This is a genomic window from Flavobacterium aquidurense (assembly GCF_002217195.1).
GTDB lineage: Bacteria > Bacteroidota > Bacteroidia > Flavobacteriales > Flavobacteriaceae > Flavobacterium > Flavobacterium frigidimaris.
In genome coordinates, this window is record NZ_MUGR01000028.1 from 50566 (window position 1) to 66652 (window position 16087).

16 protein-coding genes are annotated in these 16087 nt (G+C 34.3%); 6 read left to right on the top strand and 10 right to left on the bottom strand.

Annotation, left to right across the window (positions count from 1 at the left end):
- Positions 1–433: 433 nt before the first annotated feature.
- Together B0A67_RS15160 and B0A67_RS15165 are read right to left on the bottom strand one after the other, a co-directional pair.
- Positions 434–988, bottom strand: coding sequence for a thioredoxin family protein (locus B0A67_RS15160; RefSeq protein ID WP_072956646.1), 555 nt, complete (start codon positions 986–988; stop codon positions 434–436).
- Positions 989–1117: 129 nt separating this feature from the next.
- Entirely contained in the window at positions 1118–2011 is an 894-nt protein-coding gene (locus tag B0A67_RS15165; RefSeq protein WP_084074481.1) for an alpha/beta fold hydrolase, read from the bottom strand.
- Between the two features lie 134 nt (positions 2012–2145).
- Here B0A67_RS15165 and B0A67_RS15170 point away from each other — a divergent pair, with 134 nt between their 5' ends.
- Positions 2146–2481 (top strand): tRNA-binding protein, encoded by a 336-nt coding sequence (locus B0A67_RS15170; RefSeq protein ID WP_072956642.1) that lies wholly within the window; start codon positions 2146–2148, stop codon positions 2479–2481.
- A gap of 140 nt (positions 2482–2621) precedes the next feature.
- On the opposite strand, the gene B0A67_RS15175 is transcribed toward B0A67_RS15170, so the two are convergent.
- The 3 genes from B0A67_RS15175 to B0A67_RS15185 form a co-directional block, all read right to left on the bottom strand.
- The gene (locus B0A67_RS15175) at positions 2622–3167 is read right to left on the bottom strand and encodes an RBBP9/YdeN family alpha/beta hydrolase (RefSeq protein ID WP_072956638.1); all 546 of its coding nucleotides are present in this window, start codon (positions 3165–3167) and stop codon (positions 2622–2624) included.
- Between the two features lie 109 nt (positions 3168–3276).
- Positions 3277–3645 carry a PUR family DNA/RNA-binding protein gene (locus B0A67_RS15180; protein ID WP_029268690.1) on the bottom strand — a complete coding sequence of 123 codons (369 nt, stop codon included), beginning with the start codon at positions 3643–3645 and terminating at the stop codon, positions 3277–3279.
- 68 nt (positions 3646–3713) lie between these two features.
- On the bottom strand, positions 3714–5492 hold the full coding sequence (locus B0A67_RS15185; RefSeq protein ID WP_072956634.1) for an ABC transporter ATP-binding protein: 1779 nt from the start codon (positions 5490–5492) through the stop codon (positions 3714–3716).
- Positions 5493–5695: 203 nt separating this feature from the next.
- Here B0A67_RS15185 and B0A67_RS15190 point away from each other — a divergent pair, with 203 nt between their 5' ends.
- From B0A67_RS15190 to yajC, 3 genes are all read left to right on the top strand, one after another.
- Complete coding sequence (locus B0A67_RS15190; RefSeq protein WP_072956631.1) at positions 5696–6808, top strand: Glu/Leu/Phe/Val family dehydrogenase; 1113 nt, start codon at positions 5696–5698, stop codon at positions 6806–6808.
- Positions 6809–7081: 273 nt separating this feature from the next.
- Entirely contained in the window at positions 7082–7993 is a 912-nt protein-coding gene (gene nusB / locus B0A67_RS15195) for a transcription antitermination factor NusB (protein WP_072956860.1), read from the top strand.
- Between the two features lie 60 nt (positions 7994–8053).
- Positions 8054–8329 (top strand): preprotein translocase subunit YajC, encoded by a 276-nt coding sequence (yajC, locus tag B0A67_RS15200; RefSeq protein ID WP_072956627.1) that lies wholly within the window; start codon positions 8054–8056, stop codon positions 8327–8329.
- A 278-nt stretch (positions 8330–8607) separates the two neighbouring features.
- On the opposite strand, the gene pepT is transcribed toward yajC, so the two are convergent.
- The 3 genes from pepT to B0A67_RS15215 all read right to left on the bottom strand — a co-directional run bounded on the left by pepT (position 8608) and on the right by B0A67_RS15215 (position 12287).
- Complete coding sequence (gene pepT, locus B0A67_RS15205; protein ID WP_072956625.1) at positions 8608–9885, bottom strand: peptidase T; 1278 nt, start codon at positions 9883–9885, stop codon at positions 8608–8610.
- A gap of 232 nt (positions 9886–10117) precedes the next feature.
- Complete coding sequence (locus tag B0A67_RS15210) at positions 10118–11251, bottom strand: formylglycine-generating enzyme family protein (protein ID WP_072956621.1); 1134 nt, start codon at positions 11249–11251, stop codon at positions 10118–10120.
- 133 nt (positions 11252–11384) lie between these two features.
- A complete protein-coding gene (locus tag B0A67_RS15215) occupies positions 11385–12287 on the bottom strand; it encodes a DUF6515 family protein (protein ID WP_072956618.1) in 903 nt (300 codons plus the stop codon).
- A gap of 134 nt (positions 12288–12421) precedes the next feature.
- On the opposite strand from B0A67_RS15215, the gene B0A67_RS15220 reads away from it, so the two are divergent.
- A complete protein-coding gene (locus B0A67_RS15220) occupies positions 12422–13456 on the top strand; it encodes a quinone-dependent dihydroorotate dehydrogenase (RefSeq protein WP_072956615.1) in 1035 nt (344 codons plus the stop codon).
- Here B0A67_RS15220 and B0A67_RS15225 read toward each other — a convergent pair.
- Complete coding sequence (locus B0A67_RS15225; RefSeq protein ID WP_072956612.1) at positions 13442–14158, bottom strand: DUF3307 domain-containing protein; 717 nt, start codon at positions 14156–14158, stop codon at positions 13442–13444. The genes B0A67_RS15220 and B0A67_RS15225 overlap by 15 nt on opposite strands.
- A complete protein-coding gene (locus tag B0A67_RS15230) occupies positions 14155–14769 on the bottom strand; it encodes a hypothetical protein (RefSeq protein WP_072956608.1) in 615 nt (204 codons plus the stop codon). Before B0A67_RS15230 ends, B0A67_RS15225 begins: the two co-directional genes overlap by 4 nt.
- Before the next feature lie 297 nt (positions 14770–15066).
- Between B0A67_RS15230 and B0A67_RS15235 the strand changes: the two genes are divergently transcribed.
- Positions 15067–15933 (top strand): hydroxymethylglutaryl-CoA lyase, encoded by an 867-nt coding sequence (locus B0A67_RS15235; RefSeq protein WP_084074479.1) that lies wholly within the window; start codon positions 15067–15069, stop codon positions 15931–15933.
- Positions 15934–16087: the final 154 nt, after the last annotated feature.

The following is a 16087-nucleotide window of genomic DNA, read 5'->3' on the forward strand; positions in this document are numbered from 1 at the left end:
TTTTTATATTAATTTATTATTATTGTTATTATTTGTTTGATTGTTAATGGTTTGTTTTACTTCTTTGCAGGCTGATAAATGCATAATTAATATTCCAAATTGTATAAGTACAGTTGAAATTTGAAAATAATGTATGTATTGGAAATTTTTGATTGAAAAAACCAAAAAATTATCTGAGAGAGAATTTACTCTTTCAAATAAAATAAATGATTAAATCGTGGTATAAATCCTCCGCCTGAAAGAAAAGTAATTGAGATAGACGGAGGCCTAATTGATAAAGGCCTTACTATGTGAAATAAATACAGCGGTGCGTGGTCTTCTCGTTAGAGAAAACAACAACATAAAAACTGTAATTAGATTTATAGTGCTCACAATGAGAATGATTAATTTGATCTGCAAAGATAGGTAAACTTTTTGAAATAACGATAATTCTTTATTTCCATTTGATATTACAGCCAATACTTGGCTTTTGAGACTCTTTTAGGCTTCTGTTATAGATGATCGCATCAATAGCACTGCGAAGATCACTTCCGCTTAGGGAAATTCCGTTTCCGGGCCTTGAATCATCCAGTTGGCCATGATAAAATAAGCGATCCTGGTTGTCGAATAGATAAAAATCAGGAGTACAGGCAGCATCATAAGCCTTGGCAACTTCCTGGGTTTCGTCAAATAAATACGGGAAATCTATTTTATTTTCGAAAGCAAATTCAGTCATCAATTCAGGAGAATCCTGTGGGTATTTTTCGATATTGTTGCTTGAAATTGCTACGACCCCAATTCCCTGAACGCGATAATCATTGGCAATCATCACAATTTCATTAATGACATGAAGCACAAACGGACAATGGTTGCAAATAAAAATAACTAAGGTACCTTTTGATCCTTTCAAATCATCAAATGAATATTCATTATTAGAATTCGTATCTTTTAGTCTGAAGTTTGGAGCAATTGTTCCAAGGGGAATATTATTTGAAGGAGTTTGTGCCATTTTTATAGAAATAAGATCTTCAAAAATAGCTTTAAAATTCTGTAAAAGAAAGTTTACAGGATTAAAAAAAAATATCCAAAGGAGCTTTTACAAAATGTATAAAGCTTCTTTGGATTTATATGGTGGTTTTTATGAATTCAAAAAATTCAGTATATCCGCATTCAATTTGTCTTTATGCGTGTAGAACAATCCATGTGGTGCGCCTTCGTAAACAATATAGGTGTTTTCAGTAATGGCTTTGGCAGCTTTTGCTGATGTCAGGTCAATAGGAACGATTTTATCATCGTCGCCATGAATTATAAGTGTTGGTACTTTTATGTAATCCAATTCATCCCTGAAATCAGTAAATGAAAAAGATTCAGCACATTTTAATGTAGCACGAGGAGAAGCAAAGGAACATAACATTCTGTAGTATTCCATTAATGGTGTGCTCAAAGGTTTGTTGATAATATTGATACCAAAAAAGGTTTTACCAAAATTGTCTACAAATCCTATTCTGTCTTCCTTGATGGCATTGGCCGTTGCTTCGCTCTTTTCTTTTGGGTGTCCGTCAGGATTATCATTCGTTTGCAATAAAAAAGGAACTACTGAAGAAATTAAAGCTGCTTTTGTAACGCCTTTTCCGCCATGGCGGCTAAAATAACGTACTACTTCGCCACCTCCCATAGAAAAACCTATAAGCGTTGCGTTTTCTAGCTGAAGTTGCTCTATTATTTCTTTTAAATCATCAGTCAGGGTATCATAATCATATCCGTCATAAGGTTGTGATGATTTTCCAAATCCTCTGCGATCATACACGATTACTCTATAATTGTTCTGAACAAGAAAATCGATTTGATATTCCCACATTTCATTAGAAAGCGGCCAACCATGAATCAGAATTACAGGTTTTCCTTTTCCGTAATCCTTCACATACAGCTTTACATTTTTAGCAGTGTGTATGTATTTATCGGTATTTTGCTCTTGAATATCAAATTCAAAATCTCTTAGAGTTTGATCGGTATTGAGGATTGTATTTTCCATTTCTATGTCTTTTTTGTGTTAGATTAAAAAACTTGTTTTGTAAAATTAACAGTAGAACTCAAAAAAACGGTTATAGAATTAGTGGGAATAATTACAAAATTAATAGGTTTGTAGTTAAACAAATTGAAAATAATATGGATTTAACCTGGAATGAATTTGAAAGAACCGATATGCGTGTGGGAACCATTATAGAAGTAAATGATTTTCCCGAAGCCAGAAAACCGGCTTATCAGCTTACAATTGATTTTGGGGCTGAAATAGGTATTCGAAAATCATCGGCGCAAATAACGACACATTACAAAAAAGAAAATTTAGTAAACAGACAAGTTATCTCAGTCGTAAACTTTCCGAGAAAGCAAATAGGGAAATTCATGAGCGAATGTCTGGTTCTAGGTGCAATAGGCAAGGAGGGAGATGTTATTTTACTGGCTCCTGATTTTAAAATAGAAAACGGCCTTAGGATTGGGTAGATTAGTTTTTAGTCGCAGTCGCACTTTTCAGTCTGAATATAAAAATAGGGCTAATTCTTGGCGTAAATCATTGCGAACTTTGCGGTTGATTTCCTTACCAGCTTAAACTGAAAAGGACGACTGCGACTGAAAATTAAAAATTAAGAAATTTTCTCAATTAACTGCTGTAATATCAACTGCCCTTCTTCCCAGTATTTTAAGTCAGAATCAGAGTTGATATGACCTTGTTGGCCTATGTTTACAAAATTACTTCCCCATTCTTTGGCAAAATATTGTTTTCTTTCGAAAGAAGCATAAGGATCGTTTTCGCTTGCAACAACTATTGAGGGAAATGGCAATTTATAAATGGGCATTGGTGAAAAATTTCTAATGCTTTCCGGAGTGTGTTCCGGTGAATCTACATCTGCAGGAGCTACTAATAAAGCGCCTACGATGTTTTTGTTGGTATTTGTTGCAGCCCAATGCAAAACCAAAGAAACGGCCAAACTATGCGCCACTAAAATCGTTGGCTGATGTAGCTTTGCTACCTCTTCATTTAATCTTTTGAGCCATTCTTCGCGAACGGGTTCGTCCCAATTGTCCTGAACTAATCGAATTGAATTTTTGAACTTTTCATGCCAAAAGGTTTGCCAGTGTTTTTCGCCTGAATTTCCAAGTCCGGGTATTATTAATAATTGTGTTTCCATTGCCGTGGATTTATTTATAGGTTATTTTTTAAAATGGAAATTAAATATATAAAAAAAGTCCAAAATGCAGGACATATTGGACTTGTACTTTTTAAAAAGTTATTTTGGACTAAATATCGTCGAAATCAATATCAGTAAAACTAGATCTTTGTCCTTCAGGTTTATCAGAACCGTATTCTTTTTTAAAATCTTTTTGGTGTCTTTCAGAAATTACTTCTTCGCCTTTGTGGTTCAAGACATACGAAGTCATTTCTTCTAGTATTTCGGCAAAAGCACTAAAATCTTCTTTGTACAAGTAAATTTTGTGTTTTTTAAAATGAAAAGAACCATCTTCTTCAGTAAATTTTTTACTTTCGGTAATAGTGATATAATAATCATCAGCTTTAGTAGCTCTCACATCAAAGAAATAAGTTCTTCTTCCTGCTCGTAATACTTTAGAAAAAATCTCTTCTTTTTCTAACATGTCATTTTCTCTCATAATACGTTCTATCATTTTTGGAATTAATAGTACTCAAAAATCATAAAAAATTATCTATTACGCAACATTTAAAGTAATTCTTTTTCCGAAAGTTGTTTTAAATATAAAGATGCATAATAACCCTCCTGATTTATTAATTGATTATGAGAGCCTTGTTGGATGATTCTGCCATCTTCTAAAATGATTATTTTGTCGGCATTTTTTGCTGATGAAACACGGTGACTGACTATTATGGTTGTTTTATCTTTACAAATCTCGAATAAATTATTCAAAATTGTTTCTTCTGTTTCTGTATCGACTGCTGACAGGCAATCATCAAAAAGCAGGATCGCAGGTTTTTTAATAATGGCACGGGCAATCGATACACGCTGCTTCTGTCCTCCTGAAAGCGTGATGCCTCGTTCTCCTAAAATCGTGTCATACTGCTTGTTGAAAGCGGTAATATTGTCATGAACAACAGCATTTTTAGCCGCTTCGATTACTTCTTCGTCTGTAGCGTTCTGATTACCAAATTTGATGTTGTTTTTGATAGTGTCCGAGAATAAAAAAGCATCCTGAGGAACGATTCCAATATTGTTACGAAGATCATTTAAGTTCAAAGTACTTATTTCGTTCCCGTCAATTGTGATTCTTCCTGAGGTAACATCATACAAACGGGAGATCAAAGATAAAATAGTAGATTTTCCTGAGCCGGTTTTTCCTAAGATAGCCAGTGTTTCTCCTTTTTTTACTGTAAAAGTCACATTTTTCAACGCTTCAATATTAGTATCCTGATACGTATAGCTTACATTTTCGAAAGCAATAGAGCCCTGAATGTCTGATGAGTTTTCGTTGTTGTTTTTGATTTCCGGTTCTATTTTAAGGAATTCATTCAAACGTTTTTGAGAAGCTTCTGCTTCCTGGACCATCGATGAAACCCATCCTAATGAAGCAACAGGCCAGGTTAACATGTTTACGTATAAAATAAATTCGGCTATGGTACCAATGTTTGCAATTGTACCATTGATGTACATAACACCTCCAAAATAAATCACTACCAAATTACTGATTCCGATTAAGGCAATCATTAAAGGACCAAACAAGGATTGCACTTTGGCTAAATCTAAGCTCTTCTTTTTGCTCTCATCGGCAAGCGCTACCATATTATTCTGGTGCTGGTTTTCTAAGGAGTTTGCCTTAATGACCCTGATTCCTGAAAAAATCTCCTGAGAGAAACTCGATACTTTCGATAAATACTGCTGAAAAGTCGTGCTTCGTTTATTGATTTCAGAACTTAATTTAAAAATACAATACGAAAGAATAGGCAAAGGCAGGATAGTATATAATGTCAATAAAGGCGAAACATTGTACATATATATAATGACAATGGCAAAACGTATAAAGGTATTGATGGTGTACATCACGGCCGGACCAACATACATACGTACTTTTGACACGTCTTCGCTAATACGGTTCATTAAATCTCCGGTACGATTTTGCTTATAAAAATTCTGCGAAAGGTTCTCGTATTGTCTGAATACTTCATTTTTTAAATCAAACTCAATATGACGCGACATTACGATTAAAGTCTGTCGCATTAAGAAAGTCAGGAATCCTGCAACGATCGTAGTGGCTATGATTAGCAATACGTTATGGATTAATCCGTCTCTGTAGGTGTCGATAACTGCTTGCGATGTTTGTTCCGATTGTGGGAGCTTATCAAACTTTTCGATAGCATTTAAGGACTTGCTAATTAGCTTAGGAGTGAATAAAGAGAATATTTGTGCGATTATAGTGATTAAAATTCCTAAAGAGAAACTATATTTATATTTGATGAAATATTTGTTTAAATAGCTTAATTCTTTCATTTTTTTAAGAGATTCTATGACGAAATGTTTTGATTTTGTAAATTATTGTGAATTAAAATTAACGGAAAGTATAATTTTATCAAAACAAAACGATTGTTATATTGTTATTTTAAAGATAAAAAATTAGCACATGTATATTTTTTATATAAATTTGAGAAGTCTTTTTGACAAATTCATAATTTTAACTAATAAATACTAGCGCTATGGATGCAACTTTCGCAACTGGAAAGGAACTTCAAAAAATGGATCCTGTTTTTGGTCAACTATCATTTGATGATCACGAACAAATTGTTTTTTGCAATGACAAAGATACAGGTTTAAAAGCAATTATTGGTATTCATAATTCAGTTATGGGACCAGCTTTAGGAGGAACCAGAATGTGGAACTATAATACCGAATGGGAAGCATTAAACGATGTTTTGCGCCTTTCAAGAGGTATGACATATAAATCAGCCATCACAGGATTAAACATCGGTGGAGGTAAAGCAGTAATTATTGGTGATGCTAAAACACAAAAGACGCCAGAATTAATGCGCAAGTTTGGAGAGTTTGTACACTCTTTGGGCGGAAGATATATTACAGCTGAAGATGTTGGAATGGAAACGAAAGACATGGACACTGTTAGAGATGTAACACCTTATGTTACAGGTATCTCTGAAGGAAGAGGTGGTTCAGGAAATCCTTCTCCAATAACAGCTTACGGTGTTTATTTAGGAATGAAAGCTGCTGCGAAAAGCCAGTTTGGAACTGATGTTTTAGAAGGGAAAAAAGTTTTGGTTCAGGGAATTGGTCACGTTGGTGAAGCTTTAGTAGAATATTTGACTAAAGAAGGAGCGATCGTTACGATTACAGATATCAACGAAGAAAAATTATTTCAGGTAGCTCAAAAATACAACGCAACAGTTTATACTGGCACAGATTTGTATACTGCAGATGTTGATATTTATGCGCCATGTGCAATGGGAGCAATCATTAATGATGATACAGTAAACAAAATAAAAGCTAAAGTGATTGCAGGTGCTGCAAACAACCAATTGGCAGATGAGAATGTTCACGGTCAGAGATTGCAGGAAAGAGGCATTTTATACGCTCCGGATTTCTTAATCAATGCGGGTGGAATTATCAATGTTTATGCTGAATTAGAGCATTATGGTAAAGCAGAAATCATGACAAAAACAGAAAATATCTATAATACTACTTTAGAAATTATCGATTATGCTGTTAAAAACGGAATGACTACTCATAAAGCGGCTCTTACAATTGCTCAAAATCGTATCGATTTGAGAAAAATTGAAAACGCTGCTGCTAAGAAATAATTTTTAGTTTACAGTCTTAATTTACAGTCTCAGACTCTGTTTTCAGTTTTGAAAATAGAGTCTGAGACTTTTTTTATGCATTGCGACTGAAAACCACGACTGAATACTGCGACTTTTTAAGCGGTTTCTACAGTACTAGATACCGTGGCTGAATACTATGACTAAAAAGAGGCGAATAAATTTTAATATAAGGATTGAAATCCTTAATTTTGCAGACTAATTTTTAAATGTTCTTACAAGGTGGTAAACAGAAGACACATACGCGTTAAAGTAATGCAATCCATTTATGCAATGCATCAAAGCGGTTCTGATAATATGGAAAAAGAAGAGAAGTTTCTTTTTTACAGTATTGACAATATTCAGGATTTATATCTTATAATGCTTTCTTCATTGATTGAGATTTGCAAAAAAGAATCTATCTTTTTACATCTTTCAAGCAAAAAACATCTTGCAACTGCTGCAGAACGTAATCCGAATGAAAAATTCATCAACAACAAAATTTTTCAACTTCTTGCTGAAAGCAATTCACTTAGCATCGCTTTAGAAAATCGTAAAATCAACAACTGGTCATTAAATGATGATTATATTATTTTACTTTTAAATGATATTAAAGCAAGTGACCTGTATGCAAAATACATGAGTACTTCAGTTAATACTTTTGAAGAAGACAGACAATTTGTAATCGATTTATTTGCTGATGTAATTGTTCCGAATGAGAAATTATATGAGTATTTAGAAGACGATAAATTAACATGGGTTGATGATATTCCAGTTGTTAATACGCATATTGTTAAGCAATTAAAAGCGATTAAAACACAGGATCCTGACGATTTCAGAGTACCAAAATTGTATAAAGATGTTGAAGATAAAGATTTCGCTAAAGATTTGTTTAGAAGAACAGTTTTAAACGAAACTATTTTTGCAAAAGAATACGATGATAAAACACCAAATTGGGACAGTGACAGGATTGCTGAAATTGATACGATTATTTTGAAAATGGCGATCTGCGAGTTTTTAAAATTCCCTTCAATTCCGGTAAAAGTAACTCTTAACGAATATTTAGAAATTGCAAAAGAGTATTCTACGCCAAAAAGCAGTATTTTTATCAACGGAATTTTAGATAATCTTGTTAAAGAGCTTACGGCTAATAAAAAGATGGTTAAAGTTGGACGTGGTTTAATGTAAGACTCAGTCAAGGATTTCAAACTATTAATAATATAATAAATCAAAAACAGAATTTAAATTATGGGACAATTAACTCAATTTGCGCCATTTCTATTAATGTTCGTGGTAATCTATTTCTTCATGATCAGACCACAACAAAAAAGAGCAAAAAACGAAAAAGAATTTGAAAATAGCCTAAAAATAGGTGATAGAATAATTACTAAAAGTGGTTTTCACGGTAAAGTTGTTGAATTAGCTGAAACAAGTGCAGTTATCGAAACAATGTCAGGAAAACTAAAAATTGAGCGTTCTGCTATTTCTATGGAAATGAGTGCTGCTTTGAATAAAAAAGCATAATTTTTTTTTAGAATATCAATATTTAAAATCCCAAATTCCAAAACTGGAATTTGGGATTTTTTTGTTTAAAACTGTCCTTACAAGCAACAAATCGATCTTACTTAGATTTATATAAAAGCATAAAATAAAGTATCCCGGAAGTATGTCATCCCTCGTTCCTTCAATAACAATAAAACGAATAAAAAAACCTTTGTCAAAGTTTTAAAACTTTGACAAAGGTTTATAGGTATAATTGGAATTTAGAATTTTTCTCCTTCACCAATCTTCAAAATTGGAATTTATTTCTTTCTTTTAGGTTTTTCAGCTACATCAAAAATACCCGGAATTGCAGTTAATTCGGCAATTTTTACAATAACATCAGTTGCTTTTTGAATGCTTTCTGCAGGAACATATTCGTATTTTCCATGAAAGTTATGTCCGCCTGCAAAGATGTTAGGGCAAGGTAATCCCATGAATGACAATTGAGATCCGTCAGTTCCGCCGCGAATTGGTTTAATGATAGGTTTGATGTTTAGTTCTCTCATCGCTTTTTCAGCAATATCAACGATGTGTTTTACCGGTAATACTTTTTCTTTCATATTATAATACTGATCTTTTACTTCAGCGGTTACAATATCTTCACCAAATTGTTTGGCGAATTTTTTATTTATTTTTTTGGCAATTTTACCTATTAGATCTTTTCTTTTTTCAAATTTAAGTTTATTGTGATCGCGAATAATCAATTCTAACACCGTTTCTTCGATACTTCCGGTTAGGTGATGTACGTGAAAGAAACCTTCGTAACCTTTAGTTTCCTGAGGCGTTTCTCCTTTTGGGAGTTCGTTGATGAAATCATTCGCAATCAACATCGAATTGATCATTTTTCCTTTGGCATAACCAGGATGAACACTTTTTCCTTTGAAAGTGATTTTGGCTCCCGCAGCATTAAAATTCTCATATTCTAATTCGCCAATCTGACTTCCGTCCATAGTGTAGGCCCATTGTGCCCCAAATTTTTCCACATCAAAATGATGTGCGCCACGGCCAATTTCTTCATCAGGAGTAAAACCAATCCTGATTTTTCCGTGTTTGATTTCAGGATGCTGGATTAGGTATTCCATTGCTGAAACAATCTCCGTAATTCCGGCTTTATCATCTGCGCCTAACAAAGTAGTTCCGTCAGTTGTGATAATGGTTTGTCCTTTATATTGTAATAGATCTTTAAAGTAATTTGGAGATAAAATAATGTTTTTTTCTGCATTCAATACAATGTCTTTTCCGTCGTAATTCTCGATAATTTGAGGTTTTACGTTTGCTCCGCTAAAATCCGGTGACGTATCAAAATGCGAAACAAATCCAATTACAGGAACTTCATGAGCTACATTACTTGGTAAAGTTGCCATGATATAGGCTTTGTCGTCAATGGTTACATCCTTGAGACCAATTGTTTTTAGTTCTTCGACTAATTTATTGGCAAGATTCCATTGTTTTTCTGTACTTGGAGTGGTTTGTGAGCTTGGATCTGATTCGGTATCAATAGTTACGTAACTGATAAAACGATCTATAATATGTTGCATTTTTTTAATTTTTAGCAAATATAAGCAAATAATCAGGCGTTGTGAAGCTCTAAATTATGAAAAATGAAAATTCTGGTTGAAAAAAGTTTGCCACGAATTCCACGAATTTTCTCTGGTAACCATTATTCTGCATGTTAAAATATAAATCCGGTTTAACGAATTACAATTCGCGAAACCGGATTCATATTTAAATTAATTCATGAAAAATCGTAAAATTTGTCGCGAAAGAAAATTATTGTACACATCTAAAACCAATATGGTTCGCAGGTGATTTATAATCTCCTTTACCTCTTGTGCCAACCATGTAGCGCGTGCAATATTGATCTGTACATAAAAAGGATCCTCCGCGCTGTACTTTTTTAGGTAAGTTGGGTTCTCCGGGATCGTATGATGATTCAGGGCCTTGAGGATTTCTTGTAACTTTATCTTTTTGGCTGACTACAGTATAATAATCTGCGGTATACCAATCGTTAGTCCATTCCCAAACATTTCCTCCAATGTCATAAAGTCCATAAGAGTTTGGTTCAAATTGGGCTGTTGGAGCGATACCAATGTAACCATCTTCGCCAGTATCTCCTTTTTCTATAGGAAACTGTCCCTGATAGATATTTGCCTGAAATTTTTCTTTAGGTTTTAATGTGTTTCCCCAGGCGTATAATTGTCCGGATTTTCCTCCACGTGCTGCAAATTCCCATTCTGCTTCAGTAGGTAATCTTTTACCGGCCCATTTGGCATAAGCAGCTGCATCATCATAAGAAACTTGTACAACTGGGTATTTTTCTCTTCCTTTTATAGAACTCATTGGTCCTTCCGGGTGTCTCCAGTCTGCTCCTCCAACATAACTCCACCATTGCATGTAGTTTCCCAGATTTACTTTGGCGGGAGTAGGGGTGAATACTGCTGATCCTGCAATTAGATTTTCTAATGGTGCATCAGGATATTCTTCATGAGTTGGTTTTATTTCGGCTAATGTTACATAACCGGTAGCTTTAACAAAAGCTTCAAATTGCTCGTTTGTTACTTCGGTTTTGTCCATATAAAAACCGTCAACATATACCTGATGTATTGGTGCAGCATCTTTTGTGACGCCTTTTATACTGCACAAACTTTCGTCTTCGACATTGCTTCCCATAGAAAATTCTCCACCGGGAATCCATACCATTCCTTTAGGTGTTTTATTGGCAGGAGGCTTGTTTTTATTTTCGATTGTCGGTTTAAATAAAGAGGTATCAGAAGCATTTGGAGTTTCGGCACAATCCATTGCAGCTAACTTTTGTTCGGGAACAATCAGCTTGTTGTAGCCATAAGCAATTGAAATAATAGAAACTGTAAGTATTGCAATAATCCAGTAGGTTTTCTTTTTCATTGTAATTATTTAATTTTTATAATTGTACGCAAATTATTACAAAAATAGTAAAATAATTTTGCTGATAATAATTTATAAAGTTAAAAAAAATAACCCTATTAAATTCTATTTATTTTATGTAGTTAGTAAAGTTTTATTTGTCTTTCTCAACAAGTACAACTTCGTATTTGTCTTTTCCGTCAACTTGAACAGGCTGATAATAGGTTTCTCCAAATTTCACATATTTTACATCGCCAATAGTAACCTCTTCGCCACCTTCCGGAAGATTATCTACTACAGTTCCTGCAGTTGGAGGAACTACTTTGTAGGAGCTTCCGTCTTTTTCGTAATAAGTACCTCCGTAATAATAATTATTGACAGTTCCTGTATTGACCGTTTCGGCTCCACTCGGAATATTGTTTATTGTTGCGCCAACAGGTGCCGGTACGGCCGTGTAGCCTCCGCTGGACGGTTTATACCAGACGCCCTGGTCATAATGGTACTGGGTATTTTCGACACTAACTACAATTGCCGTAACTGCTAAAGTCGCAACGAAAAATCCCCATGGATGCCAAACAGGTCCCCAATAATAAGGATGGTAAGGACGTGGATAGTATGGGTGGTAACAATTGTATCTGTAGCCATTGTATCTGTAGGGAGGGCGAACGTACGGTCTTGGATTTGGTCGTACATATGTATTGCGATTGTTGCGAACGTGTACGCTATTGTTGACATTAATATTGACATTGTTTCTGTTTCTATTCACGGTATTACCGCTAATATTGGTGTTTCTGTTTACTGTTCTGTTTTGGTTATTAGTGGCATTATTGCCTCCAATTCTCGAGTTCGTACCTGCAGAAGGTCTCGTGATCTTATTGTTTGGTTTTTTAATTCCCGATCCGTTAGACCCTGGTCTTGTTTGAGTTGCCGGTCTCTCACGAACTGCTCTGCGTTCTCCTGCATGGCGCTGTGCTGCACTGTCAATTGAAATCAAAAAAAGAGATCCCATTAAACAAATAAGTGCAGTGTTACTAAGGTTGTTTTTTATTGTTCTCATTTTCAGTGTTTTATGGTGATTAAAGTTATAAAAAAAACAAGAATAATTGTAGGGAAATAAAAAACATTTTAGTGTATAGTTGTGTGAAGTATTATAATTAAATTTGCAATCGAAAAAACACACACAACACTCTTATGTATAAATTGATAATTCGCCCGATACTTTTTTGGTTTGATCCGGAAGAAGTGCACTATTTTACTTTTTCATTTGTTAAATTCATTTCAAAAATCCCAGGAGTTTCATCGATTATACGATCAATTTATGAAGTTAAGGACGTTCGTTTAGAGCGTGAAGTTTTTGGAATTAAATTCAAAAATCCGGTAGGTCTTGCGGCAGGATTTGATAAAGATGCTAAGTTATACAAGGAACTTTCTGATTTTGGTTTCGGTTTTATAGAAATAGGAACCGTAACACCGGTTGGTCAGGAAGGAAATCCTAAAAAACGTTTGTTTAGATTAAAAGCGGATCAGGCGATTATTAACCGAATGGGATTTAATAACGGAGGAGTTCTGGAAGCCGTAGAGCGTTTAAAGAAGAATTCAGGAGTTTTAATTGGCGGTAACATCGGTAAGAATAAAGTAACACCAAATGAAAATGCTGTAGACGATTATATCATTTGTTTTGATGCTTTGTTTGATCATGTCGATTATTTTGTAGTGAATGTGAGTTCGCCAAACACACCAAATTTAAGAGCTTTACAAGACAAAGAACCTTTGACTGCTTTGTTGCAGACATTGCAGAATAGAAATGTCGAAAAGCAAAAAACAAGTACACAGAAAATAAAGCCAATTCTTCTAAAAATTGCTCCGGATCTTACAGACGAACAATTATTAGATATTATTGATATTGTGAAAACGACTCAAATTGCAGGCGTAATTGCAACCAATACCACAATTTCGAGAGAAGGATTGCAATCTGAAAACCAATCTGAAATGGGCGGTTTATCAGGGAAACCATTGACAAAACGTTCGACAGAGGTGATCCGTTTTCTTTCTGAAAAAAGCAATAAAGCATTTCCAATTATCGGAGTAGGAGGAATACATTCTGCAGATGATGCGATCGAAAAACTTAATGCAGGAGCAAGCTTAGTACAATTGTATACCGGATTTATTTACGAAGGCCCGGCTTTGATAAAAGCAATTAATAAAAAGATTTTAAAGCAATTGTAAAAGAACCGTCTGAACAATTAATCCCGTAATAATAGCAGTTCCAAAACTCATCAAAGTACCAATCATAACGTACTCGGTGAGTTTTCTGTCTTTAGCCTCTTTCAGATCTCCAAATCTGAAAATAGATTTAGCAGCCAATAAAAATCCAATTGCTTCAAAATGCCCCGTCAATATAAAGCAAAATACAAATAGCCGCTCTAATATACCAATGTAATTTCCTGCAGTGGCGAGGGAATTATCATCGTGACTATTTTGACTTTCTGGTGTCCAGATAGAAATGATGGTTTTGATAAAAATAGAAGTCGGTTTGGTAATCAGTAAAATTCCCGTTATTAAAACCCAAAGCTGATTGTTCAGCCAGAGAAAGTTTATGGTCTCGCCTTGATAGAGTAGTACAATCCCAATTAAAATCAGGATATGAGCAATTTGGTCCATAACAAACCAGGTGCGTTTTGTATTTGGTTTTTGAAAATTGAGTTTGATTAAATCAATGATGCCATGTGTTACGGCAATTAAAACAGCGTAAGGTATAAACGAAATTTTCCCCACCAAAATTGCTGCCAGAACTGCATGCAGCAGAATATGAAAATATAAATAAATACTTTTATGTTTTTTGACTTCTTTATCCTTGACCCAGGAGTTGGGCTGCCATATAAAATCGCCTAATAAATGTGCTAAAAGTAGTTTTATAAATAAAATCATGGCGTTGTAAGTTGTTTTATTTGTGTTCTGAAATAACGATCTAAATTCATGACCAAATCAAAGTGAGCCCGTTTTTGTCTTCGGCTTACGGCGGCTTGATTAATTCCTAGTTTTAGTCCTAATTCCTCTTGCGATAAATTCGGGTTTTCTATTGCAACGCCAACGAATTGCGCAGGTTGTGCGAGCCAGTTGTCCATAAAAGTCAGTGCCAATTGTAGCATCAAATTCATTTTTTCATCGATAATAGCATCGCCGGTTCGTATCGCTAAAGTCACTTTTTGTTTTTTTAAAGTTTCAAAAAGTTCTCCCGAATGTATAAAAGCAGTACCATAACTTTCGGATATTTTTTTTGCATTATGCGTTTTGTCACCAAAACCAATACTCATTCTGGCGTCTAATTTTATAGCTTTTAAATGTGCTTTTATTAAAATAGCAGACAATAGCGCTTCTTCGGGATTGTTAATCTCGATTTGAAATTCGTCACCTCTGTAAACTTCCCATTGGCTTGGTGTTTCTCCAAACGGGGATAAGATTTTTTTTAAACCTTCTACCCAATCTTTCGATTTTTGCTTTCTGGAATCGATAATATCTCCTGTAATTACGCTTGTCATAATTCAAATATAATTAAAAATAAATTAACTTATATATTACAAATATAGGTAATATTGTTTTCTATTACGTTTTTATGTAATGTTGTATATTATTACATATTTAGGTAATAATTAATGTTATTACGCTATTAGAGAATAGGATAAAAATAAACAATTTATATGATTATTATCACTAGTATTCATGTAGTTAGGTCTTATAACAACTTATATAACTTATAACGTATAAAAATAACACCAACAGTTTTTTTTTATTTCTTTAAAAAAGACATTAACTTAGCCTTCACTAAAGAATAAGCTTTGAATAAAGAAATCAAGATTATCGAATGTCCCCGTGATGCTATGCAAGGTATCAAAACTTTTATTCCTACTGAAAACAAGGTTTCTTATATACAGGCTTTGCTTCGCGTAGGTTTTGATACGATTGATTTCGGGAGTTTTGTTTCTCCAAAAGCAATTCCGCAAATGCAGGATACAGCTGAGGTTCTGGCACGACTTGATTTATCTCAAACTAGAAGCAAATTGCTGGCTATAATTGCCAATACACAAGGTGCCGCATCAGCGTCAGAACATGAGCCTATTCAGTATCTGGGTTTTCCTTTTTCGATATCTGAGAATTTTCAGATGCGAAACACACATAAAACAATAGCGGAATCTTTAATAACGCTCGAAGAAATTCTTGAAATCGCCGATAAGAAAAATAAAGAAGTTGTAACGTATCTTTCGATGGGTTTCGGAAATCCGTACGGTGACCCTTGGAATGTTGAAATCGTTGGTGAATGGACAGAAAAATTAGCCGGAATGGGCGTAAAAATATTATCGCTCTCTGATACCGTAGGCAGCTCAACTCCGGAAGTGATTACGTATCTTTTTTCAAATTTAATTCCAAAATATCCCCAAATAGAATTTGGAGCACATTTGCATACAACGCCAAATAGCTGGTTCGAAAAAATAGACGCTGCCCATAAAGCAGGATGTACACGTTTCGACGGAGCAATTCAGGGTTTTGGCGGATGTCCAATGGCAACGGATAAACTGACCGGAAATATGCCTACAGAAAAACTGATTTCTTATTTTACTGCCAATAAAAAAGCAACAGGCTTAAACTCCTTAAGTTTTGAAAGTGCCTATAATGAAGCTTCAAAATTGTTTGGTAAATATCATTAATAAATCAATAAAAAGGGTTAATCTATTTGTTAGGAGAGATTTTTGAACTTGGGCTGAAATTTGAAGAAGTATTAGATTTAGGCATAATTTCAAAAAGTAATCTCAAAGATTAACGTGATGAAAAATAATAACAAAAAGATAAATACCAATTACG